The organism is Cobetia amphilecti (assembly GCF_020217465.1).
Lineage (GTDB): Bacteria > Pseudomonadota > Gammaproteobacteria > Pseudomonadales > Halomonadaceae > Cobetia > Cobetia amphilecti.
Genome location: NZ_CP084115.1, coordinates 1,898,261 through 1,910,613, shown reverse-complemented (window position 1 = coordinate 1,910,613; position 12,353 = coordinate 1,898,261). Strand labels below are relative to the sequence as shown.

The window sequence follows — 12,353 nt, the reverse complement described above, 5'->3', positions numbered from 1 at the left end:
ATATGCCAGGCATAGACGCCTGGCGGGACTGACGCCTTGCTGATGCGTTCACGACACCAATAACCGATGCCCCTTGCACCGCACATCAGATGCCGGCGATGAGGGGCACGCAGGGAGATTGCCATTGGGTGCCTATATTCTGCGCCGGATTCTGTTGATGATTCCGACGCTGCTCGGAATCCTGTTGCTGAATTTTCTGATCGTTCAGGCCGCCCCCGGTGGCCCGATCGAACAACTGATGTCACGTCTGGACGGCATGAGTGCCGGTGCCAGCACCCGTCTCAACAGTGGCGGCGGTGACGGTGTCACCAGCGGTGGCGGGGGCTCCTCGACCTATCGCGGCGCCTCAGGGGTCGACCCGGCCTTGATCGAGGAGCTGGAGCAGCAGTTCGGCTTCGACAAGCCGGTCTGGGAGCGCTTCACCGACATGGTCGTCGACTACACGCAGTTCGATTTCGGCGACAGCTTCTTCCGTGATCGCCCGGTGATCGACCTGATGCTGGAGCGCCTGCCGGTCTCCATCTCGCTGGGGCTATGGACCACGCTGCTGGTCTATCTGGTCTCGATCCCGCTGGGTATCCGCAAGGCACTGGTGCATGGCTCGCGCTTCGATATCTGGACCTCCGGCGTCGTCATCGTCGGCTACGCCATTCCGGGCTTTCTGTTCGCGATCCTGTTGATCGTGGTGTTCGCTGGCGGCAGCTATCTGGACTGGTTCCCGCTCAGGGGGCTGACCTCGCCGGACTTCGAGCAGCTGTCCACCGCCGGCAAGATTCTGGACTACTTCCATCACATCGCCCTGCCCGTGCTGGCCTCCGCCATCGGCAGCTTCGCGACCCTGACGATGCTGACCAAGAACAGTTTCCTGGACGAGGTCCACAAGCAGTACGTCCTGACGGCACGCGCCAAGGGGGCCAGCGAGAACCGTATCCTCTACGGGCATGTCTTCCGCAACGCCATGCTGATCATCATCGCCGGACTGCCCGCGGCGCTGGTCGGGATCTTCTTCACCGGCTCGCTGCTGATCGAGGTGATCTTCTCCCTCGACGGGCTGGGACTGCTCGGCTTCGAGGCTGTCCTGCAGCGCGATTACCCGCTGATCTTCGGCACCCTGTATCTCTATACCCTGATCGGTCTGATCCTGAAGCTGGTCTCTGATCTGATGTATGTGTGGATCGACCCGCGCATCGACTTCGCGACACGGGAGGCCTGATATGCGTCACGAGACAACGCTTCACGAAGCGTCGGTTCATGAAACGTCGGTTCATGAAACAAAGCGTCACGAAACACCCGCTCACGACGTAAGCGACGAAAGCCAGCAGACGCTGCAACACCCGCGCGCCTCACGCCTGTCGCCCATCACCCGACGGCGCATGGCGGCCTTTCGTGACAACCGTCGCGCCTGGTGGTCGCTGCTGATCTTCGGCGTGCTATTCGTGCTCTCGCTGGGGGCCGAGCTGATCGCCAATGACCGCCCGCTACTGGTCGAGTATCAGGGCGAGACCTACCTGCCGATGCTGCACGAGTATCCGGAGACTACCTTCGGCGGCTTCCTGCCCACCGCCACCGACTATCGCGACCCCTATGTGATCGAGGCCATCGAGGCGCAGGGCTTCATGCTCAACACCTTGATTCCCTACTCCTACGACACCCTGGATCTGAATCTGGGCTCGCCGGCGCCGTCGGCCCCCAATGGCCGGCATTGGCTGGGCACCGATGATCAGGGCCGTGACGTGCTGGCGCGCGTCATCTATGGCTTCCGGCTGTCGGTGATCTTCGCGCTGGTACTGACGGCGGGCTCGCTGGTGCTGGGGGTGGTGATCGGTGGCGTGCAGGGCTACTTCGGCGGCAAGGTCGACCTGATCGGCCAGCGTCTGATCGAGGTATGGTCCGGCCTGCCGGTGCTGTTCCTGCTGATCATTCTCGCCAGCATCGTCGAGCCGAACCTGTGGTGGCTGACCGGCATCATGTTGCTGTTCTCGTGGCTGGGCATCGTCGATATCGTGCGCGCCGAGTTCCTGCGCGCACGCAATCTGGAATACGTGCGTGCCGCCCGGGCCATGGGCCTGCCCTCGCGCCTGATCATGTGGCGTCATGTGCTGCCCAACGCGATGGTCGCCACCCTGACCTTCATCCCCTTCCTGTTCACCGGCGCCATCACCACCCTGACCGCGCTGGATTTCCTCGGCTTCGGCCTGCCGGCCGGCTCCCCCTCGCTGGGCGAGCTGGTCGCCCAGGGCAAGAACAACCTGCAGGCACCGTGGCTGGGCATGACCGCCTTCCTGAGCCTCGGCATCATGCTGACGCTGTTGGTCTTCATCGGCGAAGGGCTGCGCGATGCCTTCGACCCACGTCATATCAGTGCCCGGGAGCAGAACGCATGAGTCATTCCTCTTCACCTGCGGACAACACCGACGCCGCTGCCAGCGTGCTGAGACTCGACGACCTCTGCATCCGCTTCGGTCAGACACCCGTCGTCAGGCATCTCTCCCTTGAGGTCCGACGGGGGGAATGCCTGGCCATCGTCGGCGAGTCCGGGTCGGGCAAGTCCGTCAGCCTATTGGCGAGTCTCGGCCTGCTGCCGGGGCATGCCCATGTCAGCGGGCAGCGCGAATTCACGCGGCCTGACGGCAAGACGCTGAATCTCGCTGCCCTGACGCCACGCCAGTGGCAGCGGGTGCGCGGCGGCCAGATCGGCTTCGTGTTCCAGGAGCCGATGACCTCGCTCAACCCACTGACACGTGTCGGCGAGCAGATCAGTGAAAGCCTGCGCCTTCAGCAGGGGCTGCGCGGCAATGCCGCCCGCCAGCGCGTGCTGGAACTGCTCTGCCAGGTGCAGCTGCCACGTCCCGAGGAATTGATCGACGCCTGGCCGCACCAGCTCTCCGGCGGCCAACGCCAGCGCGTGATGATCGCCATGGCGATGGCCAATCAGCCACCGCTGTTGATCGCCGATGAGCCGACCACGGCGCTGGATGTCACCGTGCAGCAGGAGATACTCCAGCTGCTGGATCGCCTGCGTCGCGACCAGGGCATGGCGATGGTTCTGATCAGCCATGACCTCAATCTGGTGCGCCGTCATGCAGACCGCGTGATCGTGATGCGCGACGGGGAATGCATCGAGCAAGGGCGCGTCGACGAGGTATTCGATGCGCCGCAGGCCGATTACACCCGCGAGCTACTGGCCGCCGAACCCGAAGGCCTCGCCAGCGACTTGAGTGCCGAGGACGCCGCGACACCGGTTCTCGCCTCGCGCAAGCTGGAGGTGCGCTTCGCGCGCAGCAAGAAGCTGTTCCAGAAGCGCCCCGCGGACTTCGTCGCCGTTCATCCGCTGGATCTGACGCTGGCCCGCGGCGAGACGCTCGGCGTGGTTGGGGAATCGGGGTCCGGCAAGACGACACTCGCCCTGGCGCTCTTGAAGCTGCAAAGCGCCAAGGGCGAGATCCACCTCGAGAACGAACGCATCGATACGCTGGATCGCAATACGCTGCGCCTGCGTCGCCGCCAGATGCAGATCGTCTTCCAGGATCCATACGGCTCGCTGTCGCCGCGCATGCCGGTGGCAGACATCATCAGTGAAGGGCTGCGCTTTCATCATCCAACGCTCAGCGAAGACGAGGTTCGCCAGCGTGTGGCGCAGGTGCTGGAGGAAGTCGAACTGCCCTCGGCGTGTGCCGATCGCTATCCCCACGAGTTCTCCGGCGGCCAACGTCAGCGGATTGCCCTGGCGCGCGCCCTGATCCTCGAGCCCAGACTGCTGGTGCTCGATGAACCCACCTCGGCACTGGACCGCAGCGTACAGAAACAGCTGATTGCCCTGCTGCGTGAACTCCAGACACGCCGAGGCCTGAGCTATCTGTTCATCAGTCATGACCTGGCAGTGGTTCGCGCGCTGTCCCATCGGGTGATGGTGTTACGTGAAGGACGCCTGGTGGAGACGGGCACGACGGCAGAAGTGCTCGGCAATCCCCGCGAGGACTATACGCGCGCCCTGATACAGGCCGCGGGGCTGGCCTGACACGCTCTGGCATGGCCTGACCAGAGCCGATTGGCCTGGCTGACCTGCTCTGCTCTGCTCTGCTCTGCTCTGCCAAAGCATGCCGATCGCCCTGCTCGGGCAGCCACAGATGATGAGCAGGGCGTTGGCGCATTGCAGTCAATGCACCCCTGCGTTGCAAGACGCACGTTTTGTCGATTGCAAATAATAAAGGTTCTCAATATGATCCAGTGAGATGCGGGCCGACCATCGAGAGATCGTGTAATGACTTCCCGCCCCCTCTCGAGCGGCCCCACGCACTGCCGTTCTGCGCGCACTGCATAACAACAGACCGATCAAGGGATTCACATGACTGCCTCTTTCCGTTTTGCCTCACGCAAGCCGCTGGCAGCTGCCATCGCATTGTCAGCCTCCATGTTCACCGGTGCCGCTCTGGCAGAGCATCATGGCGACGCGCATGACAAGGCGCTGACGGCCGACGCTGTCGTCGCCCAGTACGCCAACGTCGCGCATGCCACCTACAGCGATGCCCTGGCCAGTGCCAATGCCCTGCGCGCCGCCAATGCCGCGCTGATCGAATCTCCGTCCGAAGAAACGCTGGCCGCGGCACGTGCCGCCTGGAAGCAGGCGCGCGTGGCGTATCAGCAGAGTGAAGTGTTCCGCTTCGGCAATGCCATCGTCGATGACTGGGAAGGTCAGCTCAACGCCTGGCCGCTGGATGAAGGGCTGATCGATTACGTCGAAGGCGACGGCTATCAGGCAGAGCTGGGCAACCCGGGCGCCAGCGCCAACATCATCGCCAGCGACAGCGTGCAGATCGGTGCCGACAAGATCGACACCACCGAGATCACCCCGGAGCTACTGGCGTCCCTCAACGAGCTAGGCGGTTTCGAGGCCAACGTGGCCAGCGGCTACCATGCCATCGAATTCCTGCTCTGGGGTCAGGACATGCACGGCTTTGAGGCCGGTGCCGGCGAGCGCCCGGCGACCGACTTCGCCAAGGGCGATGCCTGTACCGCCGACAACTGTGACCGTCGTGGCGCCTACCTGCTGGCCGCCAACGACCTGCTGATCAGCGACCTGGAATACATGGTCGGCCAGTGGGCACAGGGCGAGAAGGACAACTACCGTGCGGAACTGACCTCACTGCCGGCCGGTGAAGGCCTCGAGAAGATGCTGTTCGGCATGGGCTCCCTGTCACTGGGTGAGCTGGCCGGTGAACGCATGAAGGTCGCGCTGGAAGCCAACTCCTATGAAGACGAGCATGACTGCTTCTCCGACAACACCCACTACTCGCACTTCTACAATGCCAAGGGCATCCAGAACGTCTACGAAGGCAAGTACGTGACCCTGGACGGCCGCACCTTCGAAGGCCCGTCACTGCATGCACTCGTCGCCCAGAATGACCCGGAACTGGCCGAGAAGATGCACGAGGCACTGGACACCACCATGGGCCAGCTGCAGGTGATGGTCGACACGGCAGAAGCCGACGGCGGCATGAAGTTTGACCAGATGATCGCCCCGGGCAATGCCGAAGGCGCCGAGATCATCAATGCCAGCATTCAGGATCTGGTCGCCCAGACCCGCCTGATCGAAGAGATCGCCGACGATGTCGGCATCAGCGGCATGAAGGCCGATACCGCGGACCATGAGTTCTAAGCACACGCTCGAGATTGCCAGTCCATGGGGTGACGATTGATCCTCCCCATGCAGCGCAGCCCCACGCCCGAACCCGTCTACGCACAGGTTCGGGCGTTGATGCTTTTCGCGCCAGCATTTGATGCGCGTCTGCTGATTCTTTCAGGCTGCTGCGCAGCACCGGAAGAACCTGCAGCCTGACCGCGCAAGCCAGGACCTACATTGATGCCACACGTCGTCCCGAAACACCCCACACTCCACGCGTTGTCTCTCGCCATCACGCTTGCCGCCCTGCCGCTGGGCGTAGCACAGGCCGCCCAGCCAGCGCTGACCGTGAGCGCGTATCTGGCCGAACTGCCATTGCAGGACACCGACAGAAGCGGTGGCGACGGCAGCGTGCCCAAGCACGATACCAATGCCTATTCGCTGCCGGCCAAGAACCTGAGCTTCGATCAGCGCCTGTCCTTCAGTGTCGGCAACAGCTTCTTCAAGAGCCCCTGGGTGATCGCGCCCGCCAGCACCACCGCGCGCGATGGCCTCGGTCCGCTGTTCAACACCAACGCCTGCCAGAACTGCCACGTCAAGGATGGTCGCGGCAGCCTGCCGGTCGAGGGCGACCCCTCGGTGGGCCTTTTCCTGCGCCTGGGCCTGCCGGACAGTCACGAGGACAGCTGGAGCGATGAGGAGCGTGAATTCCGGCGTATCGCCGGGGTGATGCCACATCCTGTCTATGGCACCCAGCTGCAGAATGCCGCCGTGCCCGGCATCGAGCGCGAAGGCCGCATGCAGGTGGATTACAAGGACGTGACGGTGACCCTGGCGGACGGGGAAGTGATCGCGTTGCGCAAGCCGCGCTATTCCATCGTCGAACCCGGCTTCGGGGACCCGGGCGCCATCGCGCTCTCCCCACGTCTCGCCCCCGGCATGGTGGGGCTGGGGCTGCTCGAGGCGGTCAGCGACGAGACCTTGCTCGAGTGGGCCGACCCGCAAGATGCGGATGGCGACGGCATCAGCGGGCGCGCCAATACTGTCTGGTCACTCGCCGAGCAACGCGAGGTCATGGGGCGTTTCGGCTGGAAGGCCGGCCAGCCCGATGTGCGACAGCAGAGCGCCAAGGCCTTCGCCGGCGACATGGGCCTGACTTCCAATCTGGTCAGCTCCACCGACTGCACCCCGCTCCAGAAGTGCGAGTTATTGCCCGATGGGGGGGAGATCGAGGTCGACGACAACGTGATGGACAACGTGGCCTTCTACTCGCGCAATCTGGCCGTGCCCACCCGGCGTGATATCGATGACCCGACGGTGCGCCAAGGCGAGCACCTGTTCCGCGAGCTTGAATGCGCCAGCTGTCACCGCCCACGCCTGACCACCCAGTCCGGCGGCGTGGCGGAACAACTGGCCGAGCAGACGATCTGGCCCTACAGCGACATGCTGCTGCATGACATGGGCGAAGGACTGGCAGATGATCGCCGCGAATTCGAGGCCAGCGGCCAGGAATGGCGCACGCCGCCCCTGTGGGGCATCGGCCTGGCCCAGACGGTCAACCCTGCCACGGGCTTCTTGCATGATGGCCGTGCACGCACCCTGCTCGAGGCCGTGCTCTGGCATGGCGGCGAAGCCCAGCCCAGCCGCGATGCCGTCGTGGCCCTGCCGACTGACCAGCGTGAAGCCCTGTTGCGCTTCCTCGAGACTCTCTGACAAGGAATACCCGTTCATGCCCCGCGACACCTTCACCCCAACTGCAACCCCGATGAAACCTGCACAGCGCAAGACCTCGCCCCTGGCCCTGATGGCCTGTGGCATGACACTGCTGGGCGTCACCCTGTTCTCGACAAGCGCACTGGCGGCGACGGACTCTTCTGCGGCCAACACAGACGCCGCCACCACTGACACCAACAGCGCAAAGTCCGTCAGCCAGTTTGCCGCTGACACGCTGAGCGAGGGGCACCAGCAACTTGCCAGCCGCCTGCAACAGCTCGCGCAGCATACTCAGGCGTACTGCTCCGCCGAGGGTGACGTCACCCTCGACACCCTCAAGCAGGACTGGCGCAGCGCCATGCTGGGGCTGAATCAGGTCAACTGGGTGGAAATGGGCCCGATCCTGCAGAACTCGCGTCAGTGGCAGCTGTATTTCTGGCCGGACAAGAAGGATCTGGTCGCGCGCAAGACCCGCGCCCTGCTCGCCGGTGATGCCCCGATCACGGTCGAGAGTCTGGCGGAGCAATCCATCGTCATGCAGGGCCTGGGCAGCGTGGAGTATCAGCTGTTCGATGCCCGCTATGCCGACTCGCCCCTGACGGCCGACTCACGTCGCTGCGAGTTGATGACGGCCAACACCGCCTACGCCGCCAATACCGGCAAGACGCTGCGTGATGAGTGGCAGCAGTTCGCGCCGCAACTGGCCGAAGGTACTGGCGCCTTCAGCGATTCACGTGACGCCGTGCTGTCTCTGGTTCGCGCGCTGACCGTGCAGCTGGAAGCCATCAAGGACCGCAAACTGCGCCGGCCGATCGGCCTCGACAACGGCGGCACAGCCAACCCCTATGCGGCTGAGTCCTGGCGCGGCGGCATGGGGCTTGCCAACATCGCGGCGACCCTGGCGATGATGGAACGCCTCTGGCTCGGCAATGACGATGTCGCAGGCATTCAAGGCTATCTGAATGGCCAGGTCGACCCGCGCATGGTGGCCTCCACCACAAGCGATTTCGTCGATGCGCGCCAGGCCTTCGCCGCCCTGCCGGATGACCTCGCCGGCATACTGCGCGATGACCCGCGCAATGGTGAGCTACAGCAGGCCATGATCCATGTCGAGACCCTGCAAGCCGGTTTTTCCGACACGCTCAACCCGGCGCTGGGCCTGTCACTGGGCTTCAACAGCACCGATGGCGACTGACAAGGACGGGGGAATTGTGAGTGGCGAATGGCGACTGAGGAATTGAGAGCGGCGAATGACAACTGACAAGGGGCCAGGCGAGATGCCTCACGGCATGACAGACACACACGCAGCCGACGCCCGCCAGCGACGTCGGCTGCTCAAGGCGTTGGCCTGCACGCCCCTGATGGGGCTGCCCGGCGGCATGGCCGTGGCAGGCGGCAACAACGCCGCCAGCGCCCAGGGGCGCGAACCACTCGGGGTGGCCATCTCGGCATGTGATGATGACACGGGGCAGCACTTTGCCAGCTGCACCAGTTATCAGGGAGTGGAGCGCTGGCGCCAGCCGATACGCCAACGCGCCCACGGTGCCACTCGGCACCCTCACAAGCCGTGGGCGCTGATCTTCTCACGGCGTCCCGGGACGGAAATCAATGTCTTCGACCTCGACAGTGGCGAGCGGATCGCACGCATCGAAGCCGCACCGGACCGCCACTTCTATGGGCATGGCGTGTTCAGCCCGGATGGCGGTCTGCTCTACACCACCGAGAATGCCATCGTGCCCGGAGAAGGCCGCATCGGCATCTACGACGTGAATCGCGACTTCGCGCGGATCGGCGAGTTCGCCAGTGGCGGGATCGGCCCGCATGAAATTCGCCTGCATCCGGATGGTCAGCAGCTGATCATCGCCAATGGCGGGATTCTGACGCGGCCTGAAACCGGTCGGGTCAAGCTCAATCTGGACAGCATGCAGTCGAATCTGACCTTGCTCGACCGTGTCTCGGGCGAGATTCGCTGGCAAGGCGAGCCCTCCCATCACCAGCTGTCATTGCGCCACCTGGACGTCAGCCGCGCGGGCGTCATCGTCGCGGGCTATCAGTACCAGGGCCCCGCGGCGGACCACCGCCCGCTGGTGGTGATGAAGCTTCCCGGCAGTGACCGCTTGCAGGAATTGCCGTTACCGCGGGAATACGTCCCACAGTTCAAGCAGTACATCGCCAGCGTAGCCGTCTCCCCCGATGGGCGACAGGCCGTGGCGACCGCCCCGCGCGGCAATCTGATCACGCTCTGGAATCTCGCGGCGGGAGAGCTGGACACGACTCTGGACTTCGCCGACTGCGCTGGTGTGCTGGCCGTGCCGGCCACGCAGCAGACGCCGGCAGGCTTCGTGGTCAGCAATGGTCGTGGCGAGTGGCTGCTGATCGATGAGGAGGGGCTGCCGGCGCTTGGCCCGGTGCGGCTGGCGAATACCCACTGGGACAATCACCTGGCGCTGATGTAGCCAGGCCTCTGGCGCTTTGATAACCGGGTGCAGGCGCTGTGGTGACGGGAGCTGAGACGCAGCGCGGCCGAATCACCACAGCGTCATCTGACGATCCAGCAGGCGATCGAAATCATCGTCGACGAACGGCAGGATGCCATCGGCGACGGGCTTGAGCTGACGACTCAGGTAGTGCTCGACATCAATGGGCGAGCGCAGATATTCGACAGGTTCCGGGCCGGAGGTGGTCATCACATAGCGAATCCAGCCGCCGCGCTGATAGCGTAACGGCAGGCCCCGCCGGCGGTTCTCGTCATCCGCCAGACGCGCCGCACGGACATGGGGTGGCACGTTGCGCTGATAGTCGTCGAGCTTGCGCCGCAGTCGCTTGCGGTAGATCAAGGCCTCGACATCCGTGGTGTCCGCCGCGCCATGGGCATGGCGTTGCAGGTAATCCTGCACGTAGCCTTTCAGGTACTCCTGATAGGGGCTGCCTTCGAAGATACGGCGATAGAGTCCCTGCTGGAAGGTCTTGGCCAGCGGCGTCCAGTCGGAGCGCACCGACTCCAGTCCCTTGAACACCAGTTCGGTCTGGCCGCTGCAGCCTGTCTGTTGCAGTCCGGCGTAGCGTTTCTTGCTACCCTCTTCGGCCCCGCGAATGGTCGGCATCACGAAGCGCTGATAGTGGGTCTCGAACTGCAGCTCCAACGCGCTGTCGAGATCGAGACTGTCCTTGAGATGCCGTCGCCACCAGTCGGTGACATGGGCCGCCAGCTCACGGCCGATCCGGCTCGCCTCGGCTTCGTCATGCGCAGCGCCCAGCCACACGAAGGTGGAGTCGGTATCGCCATAGATGACGCGATAGCCCTGAGCCTCGATCAATTCCACCGTCTGCTGGATGATCTGATGACCACGCCGCGTGATCGAGGACGCCAGCCGTGGATCGAAGAAACGACAGCCGCGTGACCCCAACACGCCGTAGAAGGCATTCATGATGATCTTGAGCGCCTGGGTCAGCGGGGCGTCACCCGCCGCGCGGGCGGCGTCACGTGCTTGCCAGATCTCGGCGACGATGCCCGGCAGGCAGTGTCGATCACGCGAGAACCGCGCGCCGAGAAAGCCGGGCACACCGGCCTCAGGGGCATCAGCCGAGCGGTTCTCCGACCAACGGAGCCCTTCGATCAGGCCCAGCGGGTCGATCAGGAAAGTGCGGATGATGGAGGGATACAGACTCTTGAAATCCAGCACCAGCACCGAGTCGTAAAGGCCGGGCTGGGAATCCATCACGAAGCCGCCGGGGCTGTCCTCTCCCACCACGTCTCCCAGATTGGGCGCGACCTTGCCCAGCCGGTGCAATCTCGGCAGATACAGATGCGTGAAGGCCGCCACCGAACCACCGCTGCGATCCGCCTCGAGTCCCGTGGCAGCGGCCCGCGCGAGCAGAAACTCCATCAGTCGCGTCTTCGCGAAGATGCGCGTGACCAGCTCGCAATCCTTGAGGTTGTAGCGCGCCAGGGAAGGCTTGTCCTCGGCGAACATGCGCAGAATCTCGTCCAGCCGGCCGTAGGGATCATCGATGGCCTTGCCTTCCTGCAACAGCTCACGCGAGACATTCTCGAGACTGAACGACTCGAAATGCCAGAAGGCCGACTTGAGCGCCTCGATGCCATCCACCACCCAGCGCCCGGCGATCTCGGCAAAGAAGTGCTCGGCCTGGCGAGAATGAGAGCGCCACTGCATCACGCTGGCGTCACGTCCCAGTCGCAGTGGCAGGCCTTCGGCCTCTGACAGCCGCACCAGCATGCGCAGATCGAACTGGATGACGTTCCAGCCGATGATGACATCAGGATCATGCCTTGCGACCCAGTCCAGCAGGCATTGCAGCAGCTCACGTCGGCTATCGCGGTACTCCAGCGAGAAGTCGCGGCTGGCGTTCTCCTCGCCATTGGGGGGCCCCAGCATGTAGACCTGACGCTGTCCGCAGCCCTCGAGCGCGATGGAATACAGATTGCCCCGCGCATCGGTCTCGATATCCAGCGATGCCCAGCGCAGCGGTGGCCGATAGCCCTCAAGCGGTGTCAGGCGCGCATTCTTCACGCTGCCATCAGGCTGGCGCTCGCCGCGCGCCGTGACGCCTGCCGTGATGAAACGCTCCATCAGGTAGCGGTCCGTCGGACGAACATCCGCTTCATAGACATCGACGCCAATCGCCTTCAAACGGCGCGTCAGCTGGCCCAGGGTGCGATATTCACGACAGTAGAGCCCCACCACCGGGCGATGGTGGAAGTCTTCCAATGCCAGCGGACGCAGCTCGGCGCCGGCCTCAAAGCTCACCAGTGTCTGAGCCAGCACCTGCTGTTCGGCGGGCAGGAAAGCGACGACTTCCTGGGGCGCACATTCGACACGTACGGCGCCTTCGTCGGTGCGAATCCAGAAGCTGATCACCACCCCCTCGGGCGTGTCCTGCCAATGACGTGTCAGCACGAAGCCATGAAGTTCAACAGGAGCGTGGCGGGAATCTTCGGATACGGCCTCTGGCACTGCATTACCTTTACGTTGAATATACGAATGCCGGGCAGGATGAG

General features: G+C 64.0%; 8 protein-coding genes. 7 read left to right on the top strand and 1 reads right to left on the bottom strand.

Going from position 1 to position 12,353, the window contains the following annotated elements; all coding sequences use genetic code 11:
• The first annotated feature begins 124 nt into the window (after window positions 1–124).
• From LCW13_RS08195 to LCW13_RS08165, 7 genes are all read left to right on the top strand, one after another.
• Window positions 125–1,213, top strand: a complete 1,089-nt coding sequence (locus tag LCW13_RS08195) for a microcin C ABC transporter permease YejB (protein ID WP_225348025.1) — start codon at window positions 125–127, stop codon at window positions 1,211–1,213.
• 112 nt (window positions 1,214–1,325) lie between these two features.
• Window positions 1,326–2,384: an ABC transporter permease gene (locus LCW13_RS08190; protein ID WP_225348125.1), complete on the top strand. Its 1,059-nt coding sequence runs from the start codon at window positions 1,326–1,328 to the stop codon at window positions 2,382–2,384.
• Complete coding sequence (locus LCW13_RS08185; RefSeq protein WP_225348024.1) at window positions 2,381–4,018, top strand: ABC transporter ATP-binding protein; 1,638 nt, start codon at window positions 2,381–2,383, stop codon at window positions 4,016–4,018. Before LCW13_RS08190 ends, LCW13_RS08185 begins: the two co-directional genes overlap by 4 nt.
• A gap of 327 nt (window positions 4,019–4,345) precedes the next feature.
• Window positions 4,346–5,656, top strand: a complete 1,311-nt coding sequence (locus LCW13_RS08180; protein WP_225348023.1) for an imelysin family protein — start codon at window positions 4,346–4,348, stop codon at window positions 5,654–5,656.
• A gap of 204 nt (window positions 5,657–5,860) precedes the next feature.
• Window positions 5,861–7,333 (top strand): di-heme oxidoreductase family protein, encoded by a 1,473-nt coding sequence (locus LCW13_RS08175; protein ID WP_225348022.1) that lies wholly within the window; start codon window positions 5,861–5,863, stop codon window positions 7,331–7,333.
• A 16-nt stretch (window positions 7,334–7,349) separates the two neighbouring features.
• Entirely contained in the window at window positions 7,350–8,528 is a 1,179-nt protein-coding gene (locus tag LCW13_RS08170; protein ID WP_225348021.1) for an imelysin family protein, read from the top strand.
• Between the two features lie 94 nt (window positions 8,529–8,622).
• Complete coding sequence (locus LCW13_RS08165; protein ID WP_225348020.1) at window positions 8,623–9,789, top strand: DUF1513 domain-containing protein; 1,167 nt, start codon at window positions 8,623–8,625, stop codon at window positions 9,787–9,789.
• 72 nt (window positions 9,790–9,861) lie between these two features.
• Here the strand turns inward: LCW13_RS08165 and LCW13_RS08160 are convergent, their stop codons facing one another.
• A complete protein-coding gene (locus LCW13_RS08160; RefSeq protein ID WP_225348019.1) occupies window positions 9,862–12,309 on the bottom strand; it encodes a DNA polymerase II in 2,448 nt (815 codons plus the stop codon).
• Window positions 12,310–12,353: the final 44 nt, after the last annotated feature.